The sequence below is a fragment of the Mesorhizobium sp. B2-3-5 genome (genome assembly GCF_006442395.1).
Taxonomy (GTDB): Bacteria; Pseudomonadota; Alphaproteobacteria; order Rhizobiales; family Rhizobiaceae; genus Mesorhizobium.
The window spans coordinates 23024-49996 of record NZ_VFVX01000031.1 but is presented as its reverse complement, the minus strand read 5'-3'; the positions used below and the strand labels follow the sequence as shown (position 1 = coordinate 49996).

The window sequence follows — 26973 nt, the reverse complement described above, 5'->3', positions numbered from 1 at the left end:
TTTCATATCGCTCACTCTCGATCGACTGCCTAATGCGCGGCGGCTGACTTGTCGAGAGTGCAGGCACGGCGACTCCACAGGCTTGGGCGGCGGTGCGGGGTCTGCGATCATGTTGCAGCCAGTTCCTGCTTGTCTCGGGGCCATGAAGAAAACCCGCCGGATTGCTCCGGCGGGTCTCTGATCTGGCGTCGAGCAGATGGCTACTGCTGCTGGAGTTTCAGCATTCTGTTCGGTACCGGATCCTGTTCGGCCTGAGGCATGCGCCGAGGCAGTACCTGCAGCAGCAGTCCCGGGTTGATCTCCAGGGACGGCTGTCCGCGCATCGGCCTGCAGTTCGGATACCGCCCGACCGTGCCTTCCGGGCAACGCCGCCTGATGATCGGCTGGCACTGGCCATTGATCATCTGCGAGCCCGGGGCACATTCCACCTGCTGCCCGCGGCAGGCGCCGTTGATCACCTCGCTCCCGCGCGGACAGACACACTCGCCGCGCTTGTTGTGGACCTGGCCGCGTATATCGCACTGCTCCAGTTGCGGCTGCTTGCGCCGGCAGGCGTTGCCTTGCACCTCGGTACCCCTCGGGCAGACGCAGTTGCCGTCGGCGTCGTGGACCTGACCACGGATCGTGCACTGGTCTGGCTTCGGCCGGACCGGTCGGCAGGTTCCGTTGCGCAACTCGGTCCCCTGCGGGCAGACGCAATCGCCATCGGCATTGCGGATCTGGCCGGGGATGCGGCACCGGTCGGGCTTCGGCCGGATCGGCCGGCAGGCACCGTTGCGCACCTCGGTCCCTTGCGGGCAGACACAATTACCCTCGGCGTCGTGGATCTGGCCACGGATGGTGCATTGCTGCGGCTTCGGCCCGCCCCTCACACACGCATTCGCCTGTCTGTTGAGATACGTACCATCGGGGCAGGTGCAGCCATTGCCATCCGGGCTCGGCACCGAGCCAGGTATCGTGCAGTTCGGCCTGCTCGTCTTGACGCAGACGCCATTCTCCAGCTCCGTGCCGCGCGGGCAGACACAGCGTCCATCCTCGGTGCGGATCTGGCCTTCGAGCAGCACGCAGCGTGGCGGCGGCGGCAGGGGAAGCGGCAGGAGCTTGGTGCCGCCGCCAGTGCACTGGCCGTTGCGGAAGGTGGTGCCTTCAGGGCAGACGCACCTGCCGGCATTGTTCATGACGAAGCCCGACGAGCACTGGTTCTTCACCTCATGGGTGATGGTGAAGGGGTGGCACGCATAGGCCTTGCCGCGTTCGCCTTGCAGGTTGGTCTGGTCGCCGGACAGCACGTCGCCGCCGCCCTGCACCCGTGTGTCGGGGGAGAGAACGCCGACGCAGTTCTGCCCGTTGGCGTTTCCCTGCAGATTGGCGAGCCGCCCATCGTCAGGGATGACCACGGTGACATGATGGGTGTGGCTTTCGCCGGCACCGAGCGTCAGGTTGGCGATGCAGGAGGCAGGCAAGGTTGTCGGTTCGGGCGAACAGCCGAAGGGTGGGTCGATCGAAGTGATCGCAACGGCATCCAGTCGGCCAAGCCCTTCCACGCCGATCGCATCGCCAATGCGGACCGGACCGGAGAAGGGGCTTGTCCCATCGTTCGATATGGTGATGTCGAACGAGCAGGGCTGGCCGGGCCGGCATTCGCGGTCGCCGGTCTTTTCGACGCGGATGGTCGAGGAGCCGCCGCCCTTGGCGCAGGCCTGGCCGATCGGGTAGACGGCGTCCTCGCCCTGCGCCGGGCCGTAGGAGCCGCGCGCGCAGTTCTCGAACTCGCCATCGGCCGAAACCGTCACGTCGAAGTGCCTGGAGGTTCCGGGTGTCATGACGGCACCGGGAAGCTGGCACGACAGCGTGTTGGCGGGCACCGGACCGCACGCCCATTCCGCGCCGTCTGATGTGACGGTCTGGATCTGGACCGGCGCTCCGCCGGATACCAACGTAGCGGCGTCGTTGACCCGCACCGGACCGGTGGGGGCAGCCGTGCCGGCATTGGTGACGGTGATGCGGCAGGAGACCACTGCTGCGCCGGCGAGCGAGCCGCTGCACACCTTGGTGATGCGCAGGCCAGGCTGGCCAGCGTTGGGATGGCGGATGCGTTCCTTGGCGCAAGCCTTGTTGTTGGTGAGATCGGCCTCGCCGGGGATGGGCTTCACTTCGGCGCAGTTCTCGATCATGTCCGAGCGATAGCTGGCCGGCACCACCGCCTTGACGACGATCGGCGTCGAGGCGCCCGGAGGCAGCGAGATGCCGGGATTGTCGCAACGGAACTGGCCGGGACCATTCGGGCCGCAAGTCCAGGGCGGGCTCGGGCCGAAGGTCGAGGATGTGGGCGCGCCGCTGGGGTAATTGTCGATCACCGTCAGCGGCCCGTTATAGGTAGCGGAGCCATTGTTGATGATGTCGATGACGAAGCTGCAGACGCCATCGGCGGTGCAGACTTCCGAGCGGGCACGCTTCTTCAGGATCAGGTCGACCTTCTTCTCGACCGGCGGCTGGCAATCGCGGTCACGATCGCCACGGCGGCAGATCGGGATCGAGGCGCAGCCGCGGTCGTTGGCCTGGCTGCCGAACAGCGGCTTGCCGCTGGCCGCGTAGTCGTAGGCGGCGCAGTTGCGCAGGACACCGCCTTGCCAGCCCGCGGCCGGCTTGAAGCCGAGCGTGAGGTCGACAAAGGCACCCGGATTGAGCGTGGTCACCGGATAGGTGCATGTCATCGGGGTGGTGCCGGGCACGCAGACCCAGGGCGGATTGGGCCCGGAACTCAGCGTCGAGCCGGCCGGCAGCGTCACCTCGTCGAGCACGATCTTGCCGTTATAGGGCGCGGTGCCGACATTGGTGACCCGGATGGTGAAGTCGCAACCGCCGGCCATCGTGCAGCGCGGAACATCGGCATGCTTTTCCACCTTGAGGTCCGGTTCCTTGTCCCTGGGCGGGCATTTCAGCTCGGGCGGAATGACGATGTCGATGGTCTGCGTGCAGCAGAGCCCCCAGCCCTCTTTCGGCCCGGCATAGGTGTTGATGCCGGTCACGATGATGTGGATCGTCTCGCCGGGTGAGGCGCCGACGATCTTCCAGTTGAGCATGCCGCCGCCTGCCGGCACCTGCTGGGTGTCGGGGATGATGGCGATGCCTGGTGTCGTCGTCGAAAGCTGCACCCACTTGCCGCCCATCTCCGGGCCGACCGGCATGTGGTAGATGAAGGCGCCGCCGCCGGGCACGCAATCGACCGTGCCGCGCTCGACCTTGAAGCATTCATGGTCGGTCGGGGGTGGGGGCGGCGGTTCGCATTTGGTGACGTCGATGCGGACAGAGGTCTTTTCGCCGGTCAGCAGGTCGCCGTCATCCGGCTTTCCCGGATCCTGCGACGGGATGATGGTGCCCGTGCCGGTGCCGACGGTGACCTTGATCAGGCCCTGGTTGTCGACCACGGTTGGCGCGGGGAACGCCGCATGGTCGATCTTGGCCGTGATCCTGAAGGTGATGACGCGTTCGTTCAGCGCGCCCGAGCCATCGAGGTCGGAAGCCGAAATCCGGAAATCGGAAACCGTTGCCGTATCGTTGGGACCGGCCGAATTGCTGATGACGGCACCGGGCAAGGGCCCGCCGGAGGCATCCGTGCCGTCGCCGGCGACCTGCACGTCGACGATCGAGAGGCCATGTGGAAGCTGGTCCTTGAATTCGAGTTTTGCCGCCTTCAATGCGGCCGCGAGGCCTGGGTTGGCAAAGCTCTGGGGATCGCCGCGCAGACCGAAGGTCAAGGTGTAGAAGACGTAGTCGCAGCCGCGCTGGCCGCCCGTCTTGGTGAAGAAGGGGACCACGCGTCCGGGTTCAGGATTGATGATGCGTGGATTGTCGAACTGCAGCGGCTGGACATCCGGGCTGGCGGCCTGGACGTCCTGGGCGGCGACAGCCGGCAGTGCGGGCGCGAGAGCGACCGCGATACCGGCCGCCATCAGCCAGCGCGCACCGCGCCTGGCATATGACAGGGGTTTCATGATCGTCTCCATGACGGTTCTTTGAGGGTTTGCCGCGAGCGGGGAAGGAGCAAGAATGGTCATCTTTCCCTCCTCAACGTTCGCAGCTGATGGCTGGCGTGCGGAGCGGCAAGGTCATCTTGCAGCAGGGGTAGTAGCCACCCTTGTCCTTGTCGGACCTCCTGTAGAAGCAAAGCCCAACATCGACCCTGTCGCCTGGACTGTGGCCGGTGATGCCGATCGTGTACGGCCTGCCTGGCGCATGCGACATGGGTGTGGTCACCCCAACGCCTGGCGTCCTGGACTGGACCTTGATCGAATCGCCGCCGAAACCGGCATGGTCATGGAGATAGAGATCGGCCTCGAGGCCTGAGGGCGTGCAGTAATACTGGACGTCGTCGACATTGAGACAGGGAGGCAGATTTCCGGGCGGTGGGAAGTCCGGCGGGTAGAAGGGGGGCAGATAGCCACCCGGGATATCTTCATAATAGCCGGCGCGGCCCTCGCAGGGATGCCAGATGGCGACATCGCCGACATGGCTTTCCACTTCGGGATCCTCGAAATAGCCGTCGAAGTCGACGAACCAGGAGCCGAAGGGCGGCACATTGGCCGGCTTGACCAGGTCCTTGGGCGTGATCTGCACGCCATGCACGGCGAGCGGCCCGCCGGCGGCGAGCTTCTCTGCGAGTGCTGGATTGTCACGCAATCGGTCGCCGGTGTTCACGAGCGTCTGCGTGCAGACCGAGGTGTCGAGATTGCCGTCGGCGTCATAGCCATACTGCAGGTCGAGCCCGCCAGCCGATTGCCGGTTGGCCTGCGGGAAACCGACGGCATATTCCTGCGGCACTTGCACCCAGGCCGATTCCGTCGCCGGATCGCCGGGATTTTCGCGCCAGTAGCGGATCGCCTCGCCCTTGCCGGAATCGGCGAAGCGGCTGTAGTCATAGCGGTTTTCGACCGGGCCGCGCTGAGCGAGATACATGAAGCCGCTGTTGTCGAAGGCGATGTCGGTGACGGCGTAGTCCTTGTCGGCCTTGACCGTCAGTTCCCAGCGCGGGTCGCCGGCAAAGGTGCCGTCGCGGGCAATGCCCACCGACCAGATCTCGGCTTTTTCGCCGACCGAATAGTAGAGCCGGCCACCATGATAGGAGACGGCCCAGACGCGGCGCCCGTCCTGTGTGTAGCCCCAGGTCTCGGGGTCTTCGGCGTCAAAGGCCGCGCCCTGTATGTCCATCACCGCACCGTCATCGGCGACCGGAGCCAGACCATGCGCCGGGCGCCCGGCAACGCCATGGTCGAACGTGTCGATCAGCTTGCCGTTGGCGTCGATGCGATGGATCAGGCCGGTGTCGAGGTCTGAAGCGAAGAACTGACGGTGATTGGGATCGAAGGCGAGATTGCCGATACCGGGACCGCTGTTGGTGCCAACATCGGCGAATTTGGAGACCTGGCCGGTGATGCCGTCGATCTTCCAGATGGTGCCCGGTCCGCCACCGTTTTCGGTGCCGAACTGGCCGTCCATGAAAGTGGCGCCAGCCTTGCCGCGGCGCTGCCGCTCCGGCCTGCCGTCCTTGTCGGCGTCCGGCGTGACGATCTCGACGCCATGCAGCGAGGTGGCGGCGGCGTAGAGGTTGGGAATGCCCGACGGAACGCCGTCGCGCACACCGTCGTCGTAGGTGAGGCCGAACACCTGGCCGATCTGGCCCGCCGTCACCTCGAATGGCGGCGGCGTGAAGACGAGCTGACCGGAAGCCGGCCCGCCAAGATGGGAGACGTCGAACACGCGCAAGGTGGCTTGGGTGGTGTCGATGAAGGTTTCATCGACGGGATCGACGCCGGGCGGCAAGCCCCCGCTTTCGGAATCGGGAGGGTCGAGATTGGGGATGATGGTGCCGGAAAATCCGGTGACCGCCATCGAGCCGGGATAAATGATCCGGGTCTGGCTCTCCTGCGCCTGGGCGCCGCCAAGCCACAGGCTGGCGGTGAATGCCAGCGCCAGCAATCCGCCGCCAACACGCGCCGCACCGCGCACGCCGCTGTTCAGAGAGGACACAAGCGTGCCGCGGACGCGAGACATGGCGCTACCCCCGTTAGCCACGGGAGAAACATCCGGCGTTGCCGCGCAAACCAGGGCAAGGCGCGGCGTTCCGGCACGTTCTTCCCTGATCGAATTGTCTGCTTTCCTCATTTCCACGATACGCCTGCTCCTGTGCAGGGTCAACGGAATCAGCCGAAAGCCCAGCGCATCGACCCCGTCCCGAAGGCGGTGGCCGCGCCGAGTTCCTGTTGTTCCCGGAGACCCTGGAGTCTCTGGATTGCTGGTCATTGGGCTTCCTTTCCGGGCCGCGCCATGCGGCACCTGGACGTCAGTCGCAGGCCGGAGTGGAAAGGTTCATGGAAGCCTCGCGCAGAATGCTTGCGCCCGATGCTGGCTGTTCTTATATACGCGCCAAGCCGTCCGGCGCCGGAATACCGGTTGCCGAACGGGATTTCTTGTGAACAGGGGCTTTCGCCGGAACGCCTTACGGGTCCTGAAAGCCTGCTTAGCGGAGAGACTAGAAAAATGGCAAAAGTAATCGGTATCGATCTCGGCACCACCAACTCGTGTATCGCGATCATGGACGGCAAGGAGCCGAAAGTGATCGAGAATGCTGAAGGCGCGCGCACGACGCCTTCCATCGTCGCCATCTCGAGCGACGGCGAACGTCTCGTTGGCCAGCCGGCCAAGCGCCAGGCGGTCACCAATCCTGAAAACACCATCTTCGCGGTCAAGCGCCTGATCGGCCGCCGCTATGACGATCCGGTGACGGAGAAGGACAAGAAGCTTGTCCCCTACAAGATCGTCAAGGGCGACAACGGCGATGCCTGGGTCGAGGCCGGCGGCAAGAAGCAGTCGCCCTCGCAGATCTCGGCCATGATCCTGCAGAAGATGAAGGAGACGGCGGAAGCCTATCTCGGCGAGAAGGTCGAGAAGGCGGTCATCACCGTTCCGGCCTATTTCAACGATGCCCAGCGCCAGGCGACCAAGGACGCCGGCAAGATCGCCGGCCTCGAAGTGCTGCGCATCATCAACGAGCCGACCGCGGCAGCGCTCGCCTACGGCCTCGACAAGAAGGATGGCAAGACCATTGCCGTCTATGACCTTGGCGGCGGCACGTTCGACATTTCGGTGCTCGAAATCGGCGACGGCGTGTTCGAGGTGAAGTCGACCAATGGCGACACCTTCCTCGGCGGCGAAGATTTCGACATGCGTCTGGTCGAGTATCTGGCGGCCGAATTCAAGAAGGAGCAGGGCATCGACCTGAGGGCCGACAAGCTCGCCCTGCAGCGCCTCAAGGAAGCGGCTGAAAAGGCCAAGATCGAGCTGTCGTCGACGACGCAGACCGAAATCAACCTGCCCTTCATCACCGCCGACGCGACCGGGCCGAAGCACCTGACGCTGAAGCTGACGCGCGCCAAGTTCGAAAGCCTGGTCGAAGACCTCGTCCAGCGCACCATCGACCCCTGCAAGGCGGCGCTCAAGGATGCCGGCCTCAAGGCTGGCGAGATCGACGAGGTGGTCCTGGTCGGCGGCATGACCCGCATGCCCAAGATCCAGGAGATCGTGAAGCAGTTCTTCGGCAAGGAACCGCACAAGGGCGTCAACCCCGATGAGGTCGTCGCTCTGGGCGCCGCCATCCAGGCCGGCGTGCTGCAGGGCGACGTCAAGGACGTGCTGCTGCTCGACGTGACGCCGCTGTCGCTCGGCATCGAGACGCTGGGTGGCGTGTTCACCCGTCTGATCGAGCGCAACACGACGATCCCGACCAAGAAGAGCCAGGTGTTCTCGACCGCTGAGGATTCTCAGTCGGCCGTGACCATCCGCGTCTTCCAGGGCGAGCGCGAAATGGCCGCCGACAACAAGGCGCTCGGCCAGTTCGACCTGGTAGGCATCCCGCCGGCGCCGCGCGGCGTGCCGCAGATCGAAGTCACCTTCGACATCGACGCCAACGGCATCGTCAACGTCTCGGCCAAGGACAAGGGCACCGGCAAGGAGCACCAGATCCGCATCCAGGCTTCGGGTGGTCTGTCGGACGCCGACATCGAGAAGATGGTGAAGGACGCCGAGGCCAATGCCGAGACCGACAAGAAGCGTCGCGCCGTCGTCGAGGCCCGCAACCAGGCCGAGGCGCTGGTGCACTCTTCCGAGAAGTCGCTGAAGGAATATGGCGACAAGGTCTCGGAGGCCGACCGCACGGCGATCGCCGATGCGATCGCGGCGCTGAAGACCGCGGCCGAGGGCGATGACCCGGCCGATATCGAGGCCAAGAGCCAAGCGCTTGCGGAAGCTTCGATGAAGCTCGGCCAGGCCATGTACGAGGCCTCGCAGAAGGAAACGGCGGAAGCCGACGCCAAGGCTGACGCCGCCAAGGACTCCGATGTGGTCGATGCCGATTTCGAGGAAATCGACGAAGACGACGACAAGAAGAAGTCGGCCTGAACGGCCTGACGGCGAAGTAATGCGCATGACCCCAAAATCGATATCGATTTTGGAAAGGATCATGCGCCCACTCAAAGGTGCTACAGCGTCCTTTGCGCGTCCGAGAGGACGCGCGGCGCTGTAGGAAGCCCGGCGCAAAGCCGGGCTTTTTTGCAACCCCTTGCAGAAAAATCGCTGAAAAACACGAACAGAAACGTGCCGGCTCTAGCATCGGGGCAGCACCGCTCCTAAATCGAGACAACGTGCCGGCAAACGACGCAACAACATGCATCAAGACGTTGAGCATCCGGACTGCGGGAAAAAATGAAAGCTGATTTCTACGAAACGCTGGGCGTGCAAAAGGGCGCCGACGAGAAGGAGCTGAAGAGCGCTTTTCGCAAGCTCGCCATGCAGTTCCATCCCGACCGCAATCCCGGCGATCATGCCTGCGAGCACAAGTTCAAGGAAATCAACGAAGCCTACGAGACGCTGAAGGATCCGCAGAAGCGCGCGGCCTATGACCGGTTCGGCCACGCCGCCTTCGAACAGGGCGGCATGAATGGCGGCGCGCATGGCTTTGGCGCCGGCGGCTTCGCCGACATCTTCGAGGACATTTTCGGCGACATGATGGGCGGGCGCCAGCGCCGATCGTCGGGCGGCCGCGAGCGCGGCGCCGACCTGCGCTACAACATGGAAATCACCCTGGAAGAAGCGTTTTCCGGCAAGACCGCGCAGATCCGCGTGCCGGCCTCGATCTCCTGCTCGGAATGCTCGGGCAGCGGCGCCAAGCCAGGCACCCAGCCTGTCACCTGCTCGATGTGCAATGGCCACGGCAAGGTACGCGCCACGCAAGGCTTCTTCTCGATCGAGCGGACCTGCCCGCAATGCCAGGGCCGCGGCCAGACCATCAAGGATCCGTGCCCGAAATGTGCCGGCCAGGGCCGCGTCACCGAGGAGCGGTCGCTGTCGGTCAACATTCCGGCCGGCATCGAGGACGGCACCCGCATCCGGCTTGCCAATGAAGGCGAGGCCGGCCTGCGCGGCGGCCCGTCCGGCGATCTCTACATCTTCCTGGCGGTGAAGCCGCACGAATTCTTCCAGCGCGACGGGGCCGACCTCTACTGCAAGGTGCCGATCTCGATGACCACCGCCGCCCTTGGCGGCTCCTTCGAGGTCACCACGCTTGATGGCACGCAGACCAAGGTGAAGGTGACGGAAGGCACGCAGAACGGACGTCAGTTCCGGCTCAAGGGCAAAGGCATGCCGGTGCTGCGCCAGCCCAATGTCGGCGACCTCTACATCCAGACCGCGGTCGAGACGCCACAGAACCTCACCCGTCGCCAGCGTGAACTGCTGGAGGAGTTCGAACAACTCTCATCGAAGGACAATTCGCCTCAATCGAGCGGGTTCTTCGCCCGCATGAAGGATTTCTTCGAATCCTTTGGCGAGCATTGAGCACGCCGCCCGGCTTCTGCATTGGGCGGAAGCGCGAGGGTGCCGCCAGAAACCGCGCATTTTGAGGCGCGACAAAATCTATCTTATCCACGACGTCGGCATGGCCGCGCCTTGCCTTGCGTCAACCAGGTGTTAAGTAGCTTCAAGGGGAGCGCTGAGGAGAGCTTGCATGACGCGTAGTCACGGACTGCGGAAGGCGCTTGCCGAAAAGTTCGACGACGAACTCAAATTCTTCAAGGGCTGGATCGACAAGCCGAAGACGGTCGGCTCGATTGTTCCGACCAGCTCGATCACCGCCCGCAAGATGGCCTCTATCGTTAATCCCAGGTCCGGCCTGCCGGTGCTCGAGGTCGGCCCCGGCACAGGCGTCATAACCCGCGCCATCCTGGCGCAGGGGGTGCGGCCCGAAAACCTTTACGCGGTCGAATATTCCGCCGATTTCGTCCGCCATCTGCGCCGGCTCTATCCCGGCGTCAACGTCATCGAGGGCGATGCCTTCAACCTCAACGCCACGCTCGGCGAGAAAAGCGGGATGATCTTCGATTCCGTCGTTTCGGGCGTGCCGCTGCTCAACTTCCCGGTCGCCCAGCGCATCGCCTATATAGAGAGCCTGCTCGACCGCATCCCGGCCGGACGGCCGGTCGTGCAGCTGACCTATGGTCCGATGTCGCCGATCCCGGCCGGCCGCGGCAACTACACGGTCAAGCATTTCGACTTCATCTTCCGCAACATCCCGCCGACGCAGTTGTGGATCTACCGGCGCGAGGCGCATTAGGGTACGCCGATATTCAGGTGAGGCCGCCTGCAAATGGCTGATACCTGCGCTTCCGGTGCTCACGTACGAAAGTACGCTCCGCTCCGGTTCTCGGCATCAGCCATTTTCGACTCGGCCTGACCTGAATCTCGACGCACCCTCACGCGTTTGCGCCCAGATCGTTTTCGATTTTCGGGCTGGAGCGTTGATTTGCGCAGCCTCCGGCTGTACCTGTCCGGGAACAAGGGGAGCCAATGGCAGTGATCCCGAAAATCCTCGTCTTCGCCGGCTCGGTGCGCAGCGGCGCCTATAGCGGCAGGACCGCTGACGTGGCGCAGAAGGAACTCGCGGTACAAGGCGCCGAGGTCACCCGCATTTCGCTCGCCGATTACCCCTTGCCGATCCTCGACGAGGACCTGGAAAAGGAGAACGGCGTCCCGGAAAACGCCCAGAAGCTTGCGCGGCTGATCACCGCCCATGACGGATTGCTGATCGCCACGCCGGAATATAACGGCTCGATCCCGCCGTTGCTCAAGAACGCGATCGACTGGGTGAGCCGCGTGCGCCGGGATGGCGGCCGATCGGTCAGGCCGCTTGCCGGCAAGGTCGCCGGCCTTTGCTCGTCCTCCAACGGCCATTTTGCCGGCATCCGCTGTATCAACCATCTGCGCGCCGTGCTGGTGCGCTGCCAGATGGAGGTGGTGACCACGGAATGCTCGGTGCCCGATGGAGGCGACGCCTTCGACGCAGACGGCCATTTCCGTGACGAAAGACTGCACAATTCGATGGAGCATTTATGCCGCACGCTGATCGAAACCTCCCGCATGCTGTCCACGCGCATCGAGGCGTGAACGCCGCAACCATGCAGGCCCAATCCATGCAGGAAAGATTGATCGTCGGCCTCGACCTGCCGACCGTGAAAGAAGCCGAGCAGGCGGTGCGCGAGCTCGACGGCATCGTCTCCTTCTACAAGATCGGCTATCAACTGGCCTTCGCCGGCGGCCTCGACTTCGCCAGGGAACTGGCCAGCGGCGGAACGAAAGTCTTCCTCGACATGAAGCTGCTCGACATCGACCATACGGTGGCCAAGGGCGTCGAGAACATCGTCAGGATGGGCATGACCATGCTGACCATCCATGCCTATCCAAAGGCGATGCAGGCAGCGGTGGAAGCGGCCAGGGGCAGCGACCTCTGCCTGCTCGCCGTCAGCGTGCTGACCTCGATGGACGAGCAGGACATGATCGACGTCGGCTATGAGTATGATCCGCACACGCTCGTGCTCAGGCGCTCGGAACAGGCGCTGCATGCCGGCATGGGCGGCATCGTCTGCTCGGCCGCCGAGGCCGAAGCGGTGCGCCGCATCGTCGGGCCCGACATGGCTGTGGTGACGCCCGGCATCCGGCCTATGGGCAGCGACCACGGCGACCAGAAGCGCGTTGTAACGCCGGGACAAGCGATCCGGAACGGGTCCAGCCACCTCGTTGTCGGCCGGCCGATCGTCGCCGCGCCCAACAAACGCGAAGCGGCCGAAGCCATCCTCGATGAAATGCGCTCGGCCTGACGCCCCGATACAAACCCGGAGAAAAAACATGCCCAAGGGATACTGGATCGCTCGTGTCGATGTGCGCGACGCCGAAGGCTACAAGGATTATGTCGCCGCCTCGAAGCTGGCCTTCGACCGCTTCGGCGCGAAATTCCTGGCGCGCGGCGGCGCGCATGAAAAGGCCGAAGGGCCTGGCCGTGCACGCAACGTGATCATCGAATTCGAATCGCTCGCGGTCGCGCATGACTGCTATCACTCGCCGGAATACCAGCGCGCCGTCGCCATCCGCCAGAAGGTCGCCGATGGCGAGATCGTGCTGGTCGAAGGCGTTTGAACGCCGTCAAGCCAATGTGATAGGAGGACTAGCTCGTGGGCACCACCCGTCGTTGAGCTTCCTTTAGCAATCTGGCAAGCACTCTTGAAAAACGCGATACTTCGGTATTCGTAACAACTGTGTCCAGGCCACCGTGAATGTAGTCATTTCTTTTGGTGGCTAGCTTTCTGAGCAGATCGCTTTCTTCCCGCCGCAGCTGCCCCATAGCCGACATCCGCTCCACGATTCGACCTGGAGTTTGCCGCTTTTCAAATTGCGTCGGATCAACTGAGCGGCTTAACCCTTCGAGAACGGCCCATCCGGTCAACAAGGCAGCGCGCTCATCAATACCTTGCAATTGTGGGATCATCTCGTACGTCGAGAACAACTCCTCTATCGACGGAGCCGAAAGGCGTTTTTCATGGGCACCGCTGTTATATATTACCCTAAGAACCCACCCGTTCTCATGGCTTACTGCTTCGCGCAAAGCTCGTACTTTGTCGGTAGCTTGTTGCCCCGCGCCCGTGACTTCAATCACGAGGTTTGGTTCTCTACCTATGGCGATGGCGTCAGGGTGAAGGTCTTTTAGCGCGGGGGGCAGTGCGCCGGGAGGCGGCTCTAGCACTACATCATACCCGTCACTTTTGAGTTCTGCGGCAACGTTTCGCAGGATTTCGGTCTCAGCAGCTTTTGCATCACTCATGTCATAGTCCCTCATCGAGGTTGTCGCTGATCCGTATATAGAGCGCCGGCTTATCTCCCAGGGCGCAATCGACTAGTGTCGCGGACGGCGACGAGAACGTAAAAACTCTATCGGCTTCAAACTTTTGAACGACAACTCGTTCAATTTGATGGTCGTCCTGAAAGAGGTACATGCACAGCGCATCCAAAGTGAGCTTCACAATGTTGTCGATATCGCCCTCCATCTCACCGTCAGGAAAATAGTAGAGCGTAACTCCTAGCGGACGGGCTGTGGCGAAATGCATTTCCGGAAGCAAAGGCGCGCATGCGTCCTTCACAGCCTGCTTCCACTCGGTTTTCCCCTTTACCCCCTTACGCTGGAGTGAAGGCGGCGTGCCATACACGATGAAGTCAATGGGGAATTCAGGTTCCAATCATCCCCCTCTGTGACAGGTATTTAGCATCTCTCTATCATGTTGCGAGAAGCACCACACTCCATAGGCTAGCTATTAATCGTCGCAAACATATTGCCCGAATCAGATCGTAAAAGCAGAGCGGAAAGCGTCAAGGCGCGGTTAGCCCAGCAGCCTGTTCGCCGCGGTCTCGGCCATAGCGTCAGCCAGGCTCAACCCCCATTGCGAGCGGCAGTAGGCGCGGAAATCGAAGCAAGGCAGGCCGGGGCAGACCTCGAATTCGATGAGATGGACGGTGTCGTCGGCTTCGACACGCAGATCGACGGAGAACACGTCGCGCAGGCCGAGCCCGCTGATCAGTTGGTTGGCGATCGCCCTGATGCTGGCGTCGGCGGCCGGCTGGGCATCGGCAACCGCAACGAGTTCCGGTTCGACATAATTTCCGGCCGCCTTCGCCGCCTCGCCGGTTTCACCATAGAGCGCCAGGCTGTCCGCCATGGTCTGGAAATCCGCGCCTGAATCGACAAAGGCGATGCCGAGCGCCTCGACGCCTGCTTCCGGCACCAGCCCGAGGAAGCTGGCGCGCACGTTGCGGCCGGCGACATAGGGCTGGACGACGACGTCGTCGCGATAGGCGGCGAAGACACGCCGGCTGAGCTCCAGCGCATGGCCGAGATCAGCCGCACGCGAATCCGGCCAGATGCCGATCTTGGCGCCGAGCCGGTTGGGCTTGACGAACCAGCCGGCGGCGGAAGCCGGCGGCTCGACCAGCCATTTGCCATCCCGGGCAAGACCCGCCGACGGCACCGGCAGGCCGAGCGCGCCAAGCACGGCGCCGGAGCGGAATTTGTCCTGGCAGAGCGCGAACAGCGAATCATCGGCACCGATCGTCCGCAACCCCTTGAGCCTGGCCAGCGCGGGCGCGGCGCCGCCGCGAAAATAGGCGATGCCGTCAGACAACGTCCAAACCAGCGTGTTCCGCGCATCCTCGCCATCGAGCGCCTGGGCCGCATCGTCGAGCGCAACCGGCGCAAAGGACAGGCCGCGCGCCCCGCAGGCGGCGGCCAGCGCCTCGAATTCGAGGGCGAGATCGGTCGACTGCGCCAGATAGGACGAGATTTCGGTGGCGCGCTGCGGTGCGAAACCGTCGGCGATCAAGTGATCGAAGCAAGCCTTTTCCGGCTCGTAGACAAGGATCAGCTTTGGCTTGTGGCTCGACATGAGATGAATGATTCCCGACGCTGTGATCGCCTACCATCGCACGGCCGACGCAAACAGCTTTCGCGAAACCGACCCAAGCCGGACGCCTGCGTGACAGCACCGCCAGGATGAGCAGCGCGGATCGCCCGGCCTGTTCAGGCGATCAGCACGCGCGGCTCGAACCGGCCGTTGACGTCGATATCGAGCAGGAAGGTCATGCCCGCCTGCGGATCGAGCTGCCGCTGTTTCTCATCCTTGCCCGACCAGGCGGAAGTCACCGCCAGCCGGTCGGCGTTCTTGCCGACAAAGGCGGGGCAGGAGGGCTGCGTCACCGGCATAGCCAACTCGCGCAGCAACGTGCCGTCGGGCGCATAGGCCTTGACCGCCTTGCCGCCCCAGACGGCGTTCCACAGCACGCCGTCGCGGTCGACCACCGATCCGTCGACATAGCCCTTGGCCGAGCGGTGATCGACAAACACATTCGGCTCGCCGGCGGGCAGGCCGGTCGCCGGATCACAGGCGATGCGCATCAACAGGCCGGTCGCGGTATCGGTGTAATAGGCGAGCGCGCCATCCGGCGAAAAACAGATCGAATTCGACACGGTGATGTCCGAAAACAGGCGGCGCAACTCGCCCTTAAGGAACCAATAGATCGAACCGGCGCCCTTTTCCTCCTTCTTGCCCATCGTGCCGGTCCACAGCGCACCGCAGGGGTGGACACGGGAATCGTTGGAGCGGGTAAGCGGATTGTCGGCCTCGATGGGTGTGTGCAGCATCATCCTGCCGGTCGCGACCTCGCGGACAAAAAGCCCGGTTTCGGTGGCGATCATCTGTCGCTGCTCATCGATGATGGCGATGGCGCTCGCCATCTGGCCGAGCTCATGGATCTTCCGCGCGCCGCCGGACACCGGTTTTTCCAGAAGACGGCCGTTGACGATGTCGAACCAGAACAGCGCGTCGGTGGCGGGATCGTAACTCGGCCCTTCGCCGAGCTGGCAGATATGATCGGAGAAAACCGAAACCTCGCTCATCATGCGTCTCCGAACACCGCATCCCAGGCCGATACGGCGGCGTGCGCGCGTATCGCCACCTCATCGACACTCATGCCCGGCTTGAACAGGCTGGAGCCGAGGCCGAAGACCGTGACGCCGACCGCCTTGTAGCCGGCAAAATCCTTCTCCGAAACGCCGCCGACGGCGCCGACCAGGGTCTGCGCCGGCAGCACGGCCCGGATCGCGGAAATGCCTGATGCCCCGAGCACGCTCGCCGGGAAGAACTTCAGCGCCGAAGCGCCCAGCCGGATCGCCTGGAAGGCCTCGGTGGGCGTGAACACGCCGGGCATGGTCACCATGCCATGATGCATCGCGCGCGCCATCACCTCGGCATCGATGTTGGGACTGACCAGAAGCCGCCCGCCGGCCTTGTGCAGCCTGTCGACATCGGCCGCAGTCAGCACGGTACCAGCGCCGACCAGCGCCGTTTTCGGCAGCGCTTCCACAATGCTGGCGATCGAGGCAAATGGCTCAGGCGAATTCAACGGCACTTCGATGGCTTCGATGCCGGCGTCGAACAGCGCCTGCCCCATGGCAATCGCCTCGGTGGGCTTCAGGCCGCGCAGGATGGCGACCAGCCCGCGCTTGAGCTTCGGGAATGGGGCGGTCTCGGTCATGCCAAAGCTCCGGTTCTGGCGATCATGCCGTTCTCGCGCGCGGCTTCGATAAGCCCTGCACGCACCGCCTCATCGGCGTCGACGGTGCGAAGATCAAGTCCGGCAAGGACCAGCGCGGCCTGGTAGAGCCCCGCCAGTGCACCGGAAGCGATCAGCACGACCGGCGCATCGCCGGTGCCATAGCGGCGCCTGGCCGAGGCGATCTCGCCGCCGATCAAAAGCCCGGACAGGCAGGCCGCCGCATCCTGCGACTTCAGGTCCTGCAGGAGCCCGGCGGCACGGATGGCAAACAGCTTCGAAGTGACGTCGCCGCCCTCGCCAAGCGCCCGTTCGCACCATTGCCGGAAGAATGGATTGTCCGCCGCGACCGGAGCGGGCTGCTCGCCCAGCGAATGTTTGAGGATCGAATGCGCGGCCAGCACCGAAAACAATTCGCCCGTCGGCCATGTGCCGAAGCCGGCAACCGCGCCATCCTCGACCACGACCCATTTCGAGTGCGTGCCGGGCATACAGGCGAGATGCCGCCCCTTTGCCGGCAAACCAGCGCCGGCAAGCTGTGTTTCCTCACCGCGCATGACGTCCGGCGCGTCGGTCAGACGCTGGGCAAGGCCTGGGACGATGCGGATGTCGCGTTTCCGATCCGGCACCCGGGCCGCGCCGCCCAGGATGGCGCCGAGTGGCGCCGGCACGGTCACATAGGGCGCCTCGAGCCAGCCTTGCCGGGAGCCGGCCATGCCGCAGATGATAACCGGCAGCGTTTCCGGTGCCCCCATGGCGCCAAGATGGCCCTCGAGCACGTTGGAAAACCCCTTTTCGCGCGCGGTGAGGAGGCCATCATCGCCACGGCGCTCGGCAAGCACCTTGCCGCTGCCGTCGATCAGCCATGCCCGGAGCCTGGTCGTGCCCCAATCGAGCGCCGCTACCGCGGGAACCGCGTTCACAAAAAGCCTCCGTCGACGATCAGCATTTGCGCCGTCAGCATGCGCGAAGCGTCCGACGCCAGGAACAGCACCGTGCCGATCATGTCGTCCGGCCGCATGACGTCCTTGATGCACTGCTTGGCGACATGGGCGGCAAGCGCTTCTTCCGTCACCCAGCGTTCCCGCTGCCGTTCGGTGATGACCCAGCCGGGGGCAACGGCGTTGACCCGGATGCGGTCGGGCCCGAGTTTGCCGGCCAGGCCCTTGGTGAGGCCGAGGATGCCCGCCTTGGCGGCGGTGTAGGCCGGCATGTCGGGATGGTTGATGAGATAGGATGTCGAGGTGAAGTTGATGATCGAGCCGCCACCCGCCCGCTTCATCCCCGGCGCCACAGCTTGCGCGGTGAAGAAATGCGGCCGCAGGTTGATCGCGAGGTTGTCGTCCCAGAACTCGACGGTGACGTCCACGACATCGTGGCGCTCGTCCCATGCGGCATTGTTGATGAGCACGGTGACATCGCCATGCGCCTCGGCCGCCCTGGCTGCCGATGCCCGCATGGCCTCCACATCGCGCAGATCGGTCTTGAGGTAGAGCGGCCGCCGGCCGAACTCCTTCTCGATGCGGTCGGCAAGCGCGGCGCTGGGCTTGTCGGCGATGTCGATGAAGGCGACATTGGCGCCCTGGCGCACAAACCCTTCGGTCAGGGCGGCGCCTATCCCGGACCCGCCGCCGGTGATCAGCACCGACGCTCCTTCGAGGTCGGGAAAATGCGCCGATGGCATCATATCTTTCTCTCCGCGCGCATGACCCCCCGAAAATCGGATCGATCTTCGGAAAGGGATCATGCGCAAATAAAATTCTACAGCGTCCTTTGCGCGTTCTGAAAGATGCGCGGCGCTGTAGCCAGAACGGCGCGCATCCTAGCCACGCAAGTCGCGCGGGCAAGGGCGAAACGTCGGATTTCCGTGCTTATGTCGGACAAAACGACTTTGCGCCCCGCCCGGCGCGAAGCCGCGACGGTGGGCAGCGCCGGGATCGCCGGTCAGATCGCCTTGGCGCGCAGGGCGCCGCGGAAGGAATCGCGGAGATAGCCGAGCGTGGCGTCGGCATCGGCCGGCCTGCCGAACAGATAGCCTTGTCCGCCGGCGCAGCCGAACTGGACCAGGCGGTCGGCCTGCGCTTCCTCTTCGATGCCTTCGGCTACCACATCCATGCCAAGCCCTTCGCACATGGCCAGAATGGCGCGGATGATGTGTTCGGAAGGACGGTCTTCGAGAATGGAAGAGACAAAGGCGCGGTCGATCTTGAGCTTGTCGAAATGGAATTCGCGCAGGCGCCCGAGCGACGACTGGCCGGTGCCGAAATCGTCCAACGAGACGCGGATGCCGACACGGCGCAGATCCTCGACGATCTGCGCGGCGGAAGCAGGGTCGTTCATCAGGCCGGTCTCGGTGATCTCGATCTCCAGCCGGCGCGGATCGAAGCCGGTGCGGTCGAGGATCGCCAGTATGTGCAGGCCGGTGTTCTGGTCGACGAGCTGCGAGGGCGACAGGTTGAACGACAGGAACAGGTCCTTGGGCCAGCTTCTCGCCGCCTCGGTCGCCTTGCGCAGCACCAGCTGCGACAGCGGGCCGATAATGCCGCGTTCCTCGGCGATGGGAATGAACACCGTCGGCGGCACCGCGCCGAGATCGCGATCAGTCCAGCGCGCCAGCGTCTCGAAGCCGATGGTGCGGCGCGTGTTGAGATCGACGATCGGCTGGAAGTGCGGCTCCACCTCGCCGGCCGAGACGGCACGGCGCAGCGCCTGTTCGATGCGGGTGACGCGCTTGGCCGCCTCTTCCATCTCGCGCGTATAGACGACGACGCGGCCACGACCGGAACGCTTGGCGTGGTAGAGCGCCGTTTCGGCCTTGTTGATGAGGATCTCCGTGGTCTCGTCGCCGGAATAGAACAGCGAGCAGCCGACCGAGGCCGAAAGTCTGGCGGTGCGTTCGCCGACATCATAGGGCGCCGACAGGATCTCGATCAGCATGCGGGATTTTTCCGCCGCCGCTTCCTCGCTGAACACCAGCGGATAGAGGAAGGCGAATTCGTCGGCGCCGATACGGCAGACCGTCGAATGGCCATCCATCGAGGCGCGCAGCCGCATGGCGACCTGGATCAGGATATCGTCACCGGCCTTGTGGCCGAACAGATCGTTGATCGGCTTGAAGCCGTCGAGGTCGAGGATGCCGACGGTGAAGGGTGCGGGATCGTCGGCACGGTCGCTGATCAGGCGATCGACCTTGTCGAAGAAGCGGCGATGGTTGCCAAGCCCGGTCAACGGATCGGTGAAGGCCAGATCCGTGCTCTCCCTGTTTGCCTGACCGGTGCCAAACGGAGTTTGCATCGGTGTCCCTGTTTTTTGACGTCGGTATTTATTGCCGAGACTGGCAGCAAACCCTTTAGGAAACGTATCCTGAAAACGATTTTTTTTAGCCGGAGCATGATCCCGAAAAATGGGATCCGGCCTTCGCTGGAGATCATGCCCAAACGCGAAGCCGGATGCCTTTGCGAAACTGGCGCGGCCTCGCATCAAACCTTTGTTTTCGCATGGGATTTCAGCCGCTGGACCTGACGCGATAGAGTTCGAGCGGGGCGCCACGGGTCTCAGCCACCGGTTCCAGCCATTCCGGCACGCTGCCGTGCACCAGTCCGGCCAGGAAGCCGCCCGGCGCGCTGGCCGCCAACAGCCGGCTTTCCGGGTTGCCGCGGCAGAGCGCGACGAGGCCGACATGGTGGCTTTCGATGACTGCCTTCGCATCGGCGGTGGAGCCCAGCAAGGCATCGAGCGCGAGCAGATTTCCGGCGACGTTGCGATGGTAGGGCCCGGCGAAGACGCGATGACCGGTGAAGGCGAGGATCGGTGACCCAAGATTGGAGATGGCAAGAACCGTGGTGGGGGCCATCCGCCCAAGTGCGGCGAACGAACCTCTGCTGTTGCAGGGCGAATCGATACTGGCGTCCCTGGGAGGCGCACCGATTTCAAAGGCGCTCGATGCAGCATCGGCGGCGCCCGACCAGATGGCATTGACCGAGATCAGCCAGGCCGCGGCCATCCTCAGCACCGAGCCGCCGGACGGGCTGGTCTCGGCCCGCTGCCGCCATTTGGCGATCCATGCCGAAAGCGGGATCACCGCGAAGGCGATGGAGAAGGTCGAGCCGCGCACTTCCCAGGCGCTGACCAGGAACGCCGCCACCAGCAGCGCGCCGACGAGGCTGTCCTGCCGCCGCCATCCGCCATGGCTGAAGTGAAGCGCCATCACGATGATCGCCACCAGCGGCGTGGCGAAACGCGCCACGGCCCTGGCCGGATCATCGAAGACAAGCTGGAAGATCGACTGCGCCTCCTCGATATGGCCGAGCCACATCTGCTGGAGACGCGGGTCGAGCCTGGCATAGGGCGCGGCCAAGCATTGCGGGAACAGGAACACCACGACAAGAGCAAGGACGGCGGCAAGCAAGCCGAGCGATATCAGGCGCCGGACGAGCGTCGCGTTGGCGGCCTTCCATGACGCGACGACCGCCAGACCGGCGCCGGCAAGCGCGGCGAGAGCGAACTGCACGATCGAGAACGTATCGCACTGGGCCTGCCCCCAGGACGATACGGGGACGGTGATGGCGAAGACCAAAGCCGCGACGGCGGCGACACCGAGACCGAAATCCCTGGCGATCAGCCTTTCGCCGGCGCCATTGCCGAGAAACAGCAGGGCGACGACGGCGCCGAGGGTTCCGGCATAGGGAGCGCTTTCCATGCCGATGGCCAGGGTCAGCGTGGCGCAGATGCCCGCGACCAAGGCAGCCGGCCGGTGCGTGGGCGCCTCGAGCAGCAAGGCGAGGCTCGCCAGGGTCAGCACAAGCTGGACATTGTGATGATCGAGCGAGCCGGGGGAAAATATGCCGATATAGTACAGGGCCGCCCCGCCGACGACGACGGCGGGCAGCACCGCATGAGCACCGGCGAAAGCGCGCGCCGCGCGCATGATGAAGAAGGCAGCAAGCCAGAATTGCAGGGCAGGCCAGGCGATCTGCACGATTTGTTCGGCCAAAGCGCGGCTGCCCGTCAGGGCCGATACGGCGAGGATGGCAAGCGCCAGCGGCGCGTCGAGCAGCCGCGACCAGTGCATGACGAAGCCGCCTTCCAGACCCATCCTGTACTGGTGCAGGTCGAACCAGCCCTGGCCGGCCATGAGGTCACGGACTTCGACCAATTGCAGCAGGCTATCATTGTCCCCGGCTGGATTGGCCAGCTGCGGGAACCCCGCCTGGGCGTTGAGAGCCAGCAGCAGCAGTGCAGCAAGCAGCGCGAACGCGATATCGGACCTCCAGGTGGAAGTTCCCCTTGCTGTGCCCATCCCGATGCCCCTGGCGGGAATGCCGGACCTTTCAAGGCCAATCGACACTCATGAAGTCGGCCTTAAACCTAGCCTTAACGGCTTCAATAAATAGTAAAACCGCCTGGACGAGGCCGGTTTCCGGCGCGCGACCGTGTGGTCGGCCAGGCATCCGGAGACGAAAATGCCGCAAGACATCAGCCATGAACCCGTCATCGCCGTGCTCCTGCCTTGCTACAATGAGGAGCTGACCATCGCCGAGGTGGTGCAGCGGTTCCGCGAGACGCTGCCGGCCGCCACCATCTATGTCTACGACAACAATTCGCGCGACCTGACGGCGCTCAGGGCCCGTGCGGCCGGTGCCATCGTGGTCCGCGAACCGCGCCAGGGCAAAGGCAATGTGGTGCGGCGCATGTTCGCCGACATCGACGCCGACATCTATCTGATGGCCGACGGCGACGGCACCTATGCGCCCGAGGACGCGCCGCAGCTGATCAATACGCTTCTGACCGAGCATTGCGACATGGTGGTGGGCACCAGGCGCGGCGTGATCGACGACGCCGGCAGGACCGGCCATGCTTTCGGCAACCGTGTCTTCAACAGCCTCTACAAATGGCTCTTCGGCAGCGATTTCACCGACATCTTCTCGGGCTACCGCGTCTTCACCAGGCGCTTCGTCAAGAGCTTTCCGGCCGTCTCCGGCGGCTTCGAGATCGAGACCGAGATGTCGGTGCACGCCTCGCAGCTCAAACTGCCGGTCGCCGAAATCGCTCTCGACTACGGCCGCCGGCCGGTCGGGTCTTCCTCGAAACTGTCGACCTTTCGCGATGGCACCAGGATCCTGTGGATGTTCGTCATGCTGATGAAGGAGACGCAGCCGCTGCGCTTCTTCGGCGCCTTTTCGCTCTTCTTCCTGGCCTCCAGCCTGTTCCTGATGGCGCCGGTGCTGGTCGAGTTCGCCGAAACGGGCCTCGTGCCACGCATGCCGACCTGGGTGCTGTCGGTCGGGCTGCTGCTGCTGTCGATGCTGGCGGCCGTGACGGGGCTGATCCTGGATTCGGTGTCGCGTGGCCGGGCCGAGCAGAAGCGCATCTTCTATCTCTCCATGCCCTCGGGCCGTTCCGAGCGTCGCGCCGGCGCGGTGGCGCAGAAGCCGGAACCGGGCAAGACCCCGCGCGCGGCCTGAACGATGCGACGCGTCGCAAGGTTTGTCTTCGCCGGCGGCATCGGCTTGGTCGCCGATGCCGCCGCACTGTGGCTGCTGCTGGCCGCCACGCCGCTCGGGCCTTTCGGCACCCGCATCCTGTCGATCGGATTCGCGCTCTGCGTCACCTGGCAGATCAACCGCCGCCTGACCTTCGCGCCATCGAGCCGCGGCATTGCGCGAGAGGGCGCCCGCTATGGCGGCGTCGGCATCGCCACCAGCGTCGCCAACTATCTCGTCTACTGCGCCCTGCTGTTTGCCATCCCAGCCATGCCGCCGCTGGCTGCACTTGCCGCCGCCTCGCTGGCCGCCATGGCGCTTTCCTTCCTCGGCTATTCCAGGCTGGTCTTCGACCGTTAAGGCGCTGGCCGGATTGGCAAAGAGCCCGCCCCGGACCGGGCCGAGGCCCCCGCAATCCAGGGGATCGCGAAGCTCGGGCCTCGGCTCAGATGCCGTGCGAGGGCGGAGTCGCGGTCCTTGGATTCTTTCAAGGTGATGCTTGAAAGCTTTTGCATGGATGACGACGCGGCCAGCCGCGTCTTGGGCAGTCAGCCGGCCTGGCTGAAAGTCAGACCGCGCGAACGGCCTCGAGGATGAGACGGGTGGCCAGGTCGGGATGGGACAGCATCGCCACATGGCTCGAAGCGACTTCCGTGACCTTGGCCATTATCCGGCTCGACATGATGTGCTGGAGTTTGGGCGCGATGGCATGATCCTCGGTTGCCAACAGATACCAGCTTGGGCGCGATTGCCACGCGGGTTCCGTGATTTTTCCTGTTAAGGACGCAACGGCGGTAGGCGCCTGGGCGGCGAACAGAACCGTCTTCTCACTGTCGGAAAGATCCCGGGCGAAGTGATCGCGGATTCCGCTCTCGGTCAGTTTCAGGAATCCCGCTGAGTCGGGCCGAACCTCAGCGGCCATGGGAGGGGGATCCACGGTCTCCCCGAGCGAAGCGGCGGACTCGTCGCTGTCCGGCGCAAAGGCGGCTATGAATACAAGCGCGGCCACCTTCTTGTCATTGCCTCCCTCGGTGATGACCGAACCACCGTATGAATGTCCGACAAGAATGACTGGGCCTTCGACGAGCGCAAGGGCGCGGCGCAGGGTCGCGACATCATCGCCGAAGCTCGTAAGCGGCATCTGGATTGCCGTCACGGACAACCCCTCGGCTGCGAGATCGAGAATAACCTTGCTCCAACTCGATCCGTCCGCCCATGCCCCGTGTACCAGGATAACAGATTTCGCAGTCATGGAAGAAACTCCACATTCGCGTTGATGGGACTGCAGCAATTGCAGGTCAGGCCGAGCGGCATCCGCGGTTCGCCGCGTACTGAAAGCGCGGGAGCTCGGGATGCCGCTCAGCTGAGGATTAGTGGGTGGCCTGCTCGATCACCGCGGCCACCGCGGAGGCCTTCGAGAGCATGATCAGGTGACTGCCTTCGACCGTCGTGGTCTTCGCCTTGATCGCCTTGGCCATTTCCGCCTCCAGCGCCGGCTGGATCGCCCGGTCATGGGAAGCCACGATGTACCAGGAGGGCTTGTTGTGCCAGGCGGCGTCGGTGATGCTGCCTCCCAGGGACTTCACGCTGGTTGGCGACTCCGTCACGTAGAGAAGCTGCTTTTCAGCCGGCGTCACATCCTGGGCGAAATCGTCGTAGACGCCCGTCTTGGTCAGCTTGATGAAGCCCTCCGCGTCGGGTTTGGCTTCCGCCGCCAGCGGCGTGGGGGCTACGGTTGCGTTCAAGGACCCCGCGGATTGACCAGCATCGGGCGCGAACGCGGCGACATAGACCAGCGCGGAAACCTTGGGATCGTTTCCGGCCTCGGTGATCACCGCACCTCCATAGGAGTGCCCCGCCAGCACGACCGGCCCGTCCACAAGGTCGATCGCGCGTTTCACCGTCGCTGCATCGTCAGCGAGCGAAGTCAGCGGTAGTTGGACCGCGGTGACGTTCAAACCCTTTGCGGCAAGGATGGGAATGACCTTCGACCAATTCGCTCCATCGCCCCAGGCGCCGTGCACGAGAATGACGTTTTGCGCGGACTGCGCCGAGGCGGCCACCGGTATGATCGAGAGGCTGAAAACGGCGGCCGCAACAATGTGAATCCGCCGGAAGACAACTGATAACGTGGTCATGTGAGTAGCTCCTTGTAGCCATGTCGAGGCGCCGAGAACTTCGACGACGTCCTGACGATGGACGAAGGCACCCGCTGCCGCTGGTAGATTCATGGCGTGTTTTGGACGGGCTTAGCCCAATCTGCCCGAGGCTTGCCTTTTCGGCCCATATCGTGCTGCCCCCTGCCGAGATTGGAGGCGCATGGAGGGCGCAAGGAAACCTTGGGGGCAATGAAAGCCGGTGAGATCGGCATCTTTGACCTGAGCGTCCACTGCTCTGGCGCGAGCGCGATTTCCTAGCCCATTTGCATGGACTCTCTGCTCGCGTCAGGCCGCTATTCGGCTGCCAGTCGCGCCTGCAAACGCTCGACAGCGAAATCTGCCATGGTGCGCAGTACATTCACGGGTGCGCCAGCGCGGGCGGCGAGTTGCAGTCCGTTCATGGTCATCTGAATAAAGAACGCGCCATCCTCGGCGTTCACCTGCGGGTCAATTTCTCCGCTGGCTGTGCCTTCGCCTACCCGTTCGATCAGTCTGGCAGACAACGCGGCACCTGCTTTGCTTTGCAGTTGGGCGAGTTCATGATCACGCGTTCCGAACTCGCTGGCAGATGCCACACCCAGGCATCCAAGCTCTCGCTCAAATTGATCCTCGGCGATTACTCCCAGCAGCAGCGCCCGAATGCCCGCCAAGGGTGATGAAGACGAACTGAGGCGATCGAGATGTGTAGAGATGGTGCGTCGCAGATAGGCCGAAAGAGCTTCCAGATAGAGCTGCCGCTTATCTCCGAAGGCGTTGTAGAGACTTTGGCGGCCCAATCCCATGGCCTTTCTCAGATCATCGGTTGATGTACCGGCGTATCCCTTGATCCAGAAGACTTTGATCGCTTCGTTCAATGCGGCGTCATGATCGAATTGCCGGGGCCTGGCCACGATTTGCTCCTTCCGGGCTCACAATCCAAATATGGGGCGGCTCGGCCTCGTCCCGGTCGAGACGAGGCAGGCTCGCGGTTTCAGATCAAGCCGAATGCGCGTGCCAACGTCGAGCGGATCATCCTATCGGGCAGGAACCCCCTTATCCTCGCTAGAAGGCCGCCGGTTCCAACCACATATCGCAACCGATCGGAACTCGAGCCCGCGATCCGCAAGATCTCCTTTGCGACAGTGTCAGGAGGAGTGGATAAAGCCAGCCCTTCCTGCAGACGCCGTTCAACCGCGGCGGCCTTCGTTGCATAGGCCTCGTGGTGAAGAATTGGCTGCTTGAACCGCGTCCGACTTCCAGTCAATTCGACTAACTTTACCCGGATGCCGAAAGGTCCAAGCTCATACCGCATGGCCTCGCTCAAGCCTGCCAATGCGAATTTACTTGCACAGTAAGGTGCCAGAAATGGAAGGCCGACGGCTCCGGCCAGCGATCCCACATTGATGATCAAGCCGCTTCGCTTCAGCCGCATCGTCGGGAGCAGAGCTTTCGTCACAAGCGCCGCGCCGACCACATTTACGTCGAGCAAGGCGTGGAATTCCTCGCGGCTCACCGCTTCCACAGGGCCGCCAAGGCCGATCCCGGCATTATTGAGTAGAATGTCGACCGATCCGAAACGGCCGATGGCGTGCCCCACGGCCGCCGAGATCGACGAATCATCCTCCAAATCCAACTTGGCCGTGGCCAACCTTTCGCTTGGAGATATGCCGATTTGGGATGGATCACGAGCAGTCGCGAAAACATTCCAGCCAGCGTCGAGGAACGCGGTGGCACAAGCGCGCCCGACACCTCGTGATGCGCCGGTGATGAAGACAGTGGTGGTCATCAGCTTCTTTGCCTCGCTTTTCCATTGATCACACGGAATTGAGCGTAGGCGTTATGGACAAATTTGTCCATAACGCCTACGCCAATGA

23 protein-coding genes are annotated in these 26973 nt (G+C 63.7%); 8 read left to right on the top strand and 15 right to left on the bottom strand.

Annotated elements, in window-relative coordinates; translation table 11 throughout:
• Window positions 1-200: 200 nt before the first annotated feature.
• Window positions 201-4058: a hypothetical protein gene (locus tag FJ958_RS25610; RefSeq protein ID WP_140746895.1), complete on the bottom strand. Its 3858-nt coding sequence runs from the start codon at window positions 4056-4058 to the stop codon at window positions 201-203.
• Between the two features lie 10 nt (window positions 4059-4068).
• Complete coding sequence (locus FJ958_RS25605; RefSeq protein ID WP_140746892.1) at window positions 4069-6051, bottom strand: hypothetical protein; 1983 nt, start codon at window positions 6049-6051, stop codon at window positions 4069-4071.
• A gap of 486 nt (window positions 6052-6537) precedes the next feature.
• Between FJ958_RS25605 and dnaK the strand changes: the two genes are divergently transcribed.
• The 6 genes from dnaK (at window position 6538) to FJ958_RS25575 (ending at window position 12519) form a co-directional block, all read left to right on the top strand.
• On the top strand, window positions 6538-8454 hold the full coding sequence (gene dnaK / locus FJ958_RS25600; protein WP_140746889.1) for a molecular chaperone DnaK: 1917 nt from the start codon (window positions 6538-6540) through the stop codon (window positions 8452-8454).
• A gap of 303 nt (window positions 8455-8757) precedes the next feature.
• Entirely contained in the window at window positions 8758-9888 is a 1131-nt protein-coding gene (gene dnaJ / locus FJ958_RS25595; RefSeq protein WP_140612585.1) for a molecular chaperone DnaJ, read from the top strand.
• A gap of 169 nt (window positions 9889-10057) precedes the next feature.
• Window positions 10058-10663, top strand: coding sequence for a phospholipid N-methyltransferase PmtA (gene pmtA, locus FJ958_RS25590; RefSeq protein ID WP_140746886.1), 606 nt, complete (start codon window positions 10058-10060; stop codon window positions 10661-10663).
• A gap of 233 nt (window positions 10664-10896) precedes the next feature.
• Window positions 10897-11493, top strand: coding sequence for an NADPH-dependent FMN reductase (locus FJ958_RS25585; RefSeq protein ID WP_140746883.1), 597 nt, complete (start codon window positions 10897-10899; stop codon window positions 11491-11493).
• A complete protein-coding gene (gene pyrF, locus FJ958_RS25580; protein ID WP_181176519.1) occupies window positions 11490-12203 on the top strand; it encodes an orotidine-5'-phosphate decarboxylase in 714 nt (237 codons plus the stop codon). The genes FJ958_RS25585 and pyrF overlap by 4 nt, the downstream gene beginning before the upstream one ends.
• Window positions 12204-12231: 28 nt before the next feature.
• Window positions 12232-12519, top strand: a complete 288-nt coding sequence (locus FJ958_RS25575) for a DUF1330 domain-containing protein (RefSeq protein WP_140746878.1) — start codon at window positions 12232-12234, stop codon at window positions 12517-12519.
• Window positions 12520-12547: 28 nt separating this feature from the next.
• Here FJ958_RS25575 and FJ958_RS25570 read toward each other — a convergent pair whose 3' ends face one another.
• The 9 genes from FJ958_RS25570 to FJ958_RS25530 all read right to left on the bottom strand — a co-directional run bounded on the left by FJ958_RS25570 (window position 12548) and on the right by FJ958_RS25530 (window position 21778).
• Window positions 12548-13201 carry a hypothetical protein gene (locus tag FJ958_RS25570; protein WP_140746875.1) on the bottom strand — a complete coding sequence of 218 codons (654 nt, stop codon included), beginning with the start codon at window positions 13199-13201 and terminating at the stop codon, window positions 12548-12550.
• Window position 13202: 1 nt separating this feature from the next.
• Window positions 13203-13613 (bottom strand): RusA family crossover junction endodeoxyribonuclease, encoded by a 411-nt coding sequence (locus FJ958_RS25565; protein ID WP_140746873.1) that lies wholly within the window; start codon window positions 13611-13613, stop codon window positions 13203-13205.
• A 141-nt stretch (window positions 13614-13754) separates the two neighbouring features.
• Window positions 13755-14813 (bottom strand): D-alanine:D-lactate ligase-like protein, encoded by a 1059-nt coding sequence (locus FJ958_RS25560; protein WP_140746870.1) that lies wholly within the window; start codon window positions 14811-14813, stop codon window positions 13755-13757.
• A gap of 134 nt (window positions 14814-14947) precedes the next feature.
• Complete coding sequence (locus tag FJ958_RS25555; RefSeq protein WP_140746867.1) at window positions 14948-15823, bottom strand: SMP-30/gluconolactonase/LRE family protein; 876 nt, start codon at window positions 15821-15823, stop codon at window positions 14948-14950.
• Window positions 15823-16461, bottom strand: coding sequence for a 2-dehydro-3-deoxy-6-phosphogalactonate aldolase (locus FJ958_RS25550; RefSeq protein WP_140746864.1), 639 nt, complete (start codon window positions 16459-16461; stop codon window positions 15823-15825). The genes FJ958_RS25555 and FJ958_RS25550 overlap by 1 nt, the downstream gene beginning before the upstream one ends.
• The gene (locus FJ958_RS25545) at window positions 16458-17402 is read right to left on the bottom strand and encodes a 2-dehydro-3-deoxygalactonokinase (protein WP_140746861.1); all 945 of its coding nucleotides are present in this window, start codon (window positions 17400-17402) and stop codon (window positions 16458-16460) included. The genes FJ958_RS25550 and FJ958_RS25545 overlap by 4 nt, the downstream gene beginning before the upstream one ends.
• The gene (locus FJ958_RS25540) at window positions 17399-18166 is read right to left on the bottom strand and encodes an SDR family oxidoreductase (protein ID WP_140746858.1); all 768 of its coding nucleotides are present in this window, start codon (window positions 18164-18166) and stop codon (window positions 17399-17401) included. The genes FJ958_RS25545 and FJ958_RS25540 overlap by 4 nt, the downstream gene beginning before the upstream one ends.
• A 257-nt stretch (window positions 18167-18423) precedes the next feature.
• The gene (locus FJ958_RS25535) at window positions 18424-19773 is read right to left on the bottom strand and encodes an EAL domain-containing protein (RefSeq protein WP_140746855.1); all 1350 of its coding nucleotides are present in this window, start codon (window positions 19771-19773) and stop codon (window positions 18424-18426) included.
• 211 nt (window positions 19774-19984) lie between these two features.
• Window positions 19985-21778: a GtrA family protein gene (locus FJ958_RS25530; RefSeq protein WP_140746852.1), complete on the bottom strand. Its 1794-nt coding sequence runs from the start codon at window positions 21776-21778 to the stop codon at window positions 19985-19987.
• A gap of 163 nt (window positions 21779-21941) precedes the next feature.
• Here FJ958_RS25530 and FJ958_RS25525 point away from each other — a divergent pair, with 163 nt between their 5' ends.
• Both FJ958_RS25525 and FJ958_RS25520 read left to right on the top strand, forming a co-directional pair.
• Window positions 21942-22943 carry a glycosyltransferase gene (locus tag FJ958_RS25525; protein ID WP_140746849.1) on the top strand — a complete coding sequence of 334 codons (1002 nt, stop codon included), beginning with the start codon at window positions 21942-21944 and terminating at the stop codon, window positions 22941-22943.
• Window positions 22944-22946: 3 nt separating this feature from the next.
• Entirely contained in the window at window positions 22947-23321 is a 375-nt protein-coding gene (locus tag FJ958_RS25520; protein WP_140746846.1) for a GtrA family protein, read from the top strand.
• 208 nt (window positions 23322-23529) lie between these two features.
• Here the strand turns inward: FJ958_RS25520 and FJ958_RS25515 are convergent, their stop codons facing one another.
• From FJ958_RS25515 to FJ958_RS25500, 4 genes are all read right to left on the bottom strand, one after another.
• Window positions 23530-24213, bottom strand: a complete 684-nt coding sequence (locus FJ958_RS25515) for an alpha/beta hydrolase (RefSeq protein WP_140746843.1) — start codon at window positions 24211-24213, stop codon at window positions 23530-23532.
• A 118-nt stretch (window positions 24214-24331) separates the two neighbouring features.
• Complete coding sequence (locus FJ958_RS25510; RefSeq protein WP_246679758.1) at window positions 24332-25024, bottom strand: alpha/beta hydrolase; 693 nt, start codon at window positions 25022-25024, stop codon at window positions 24332-24334.
• A 389-nt stretch (window positions 25025-25413) separates the two neighbouring features.
• Entirely contained in the window at window positions 25414-25974 is a 561-nt protein-coding gene (locus tag FJ958_RS25505) for a TetR/AcrR family transcriptional regulator (protein ID WP_246679757.1), read from the bottom strand.
• 116 nt (window positions 25975-26090) lie between these two features.
• A complete protein-coding gene (locus FJ958_RS25500) occupies window positions 26091-26885 on the bottom strand; it encodes an SDR family oxidoreductase (protein ID WP_140746837.1) in 795 nt (264 codons plus the stop codon).
• Window positions 26886-26973: the final 88 nt, after the last annotated feature.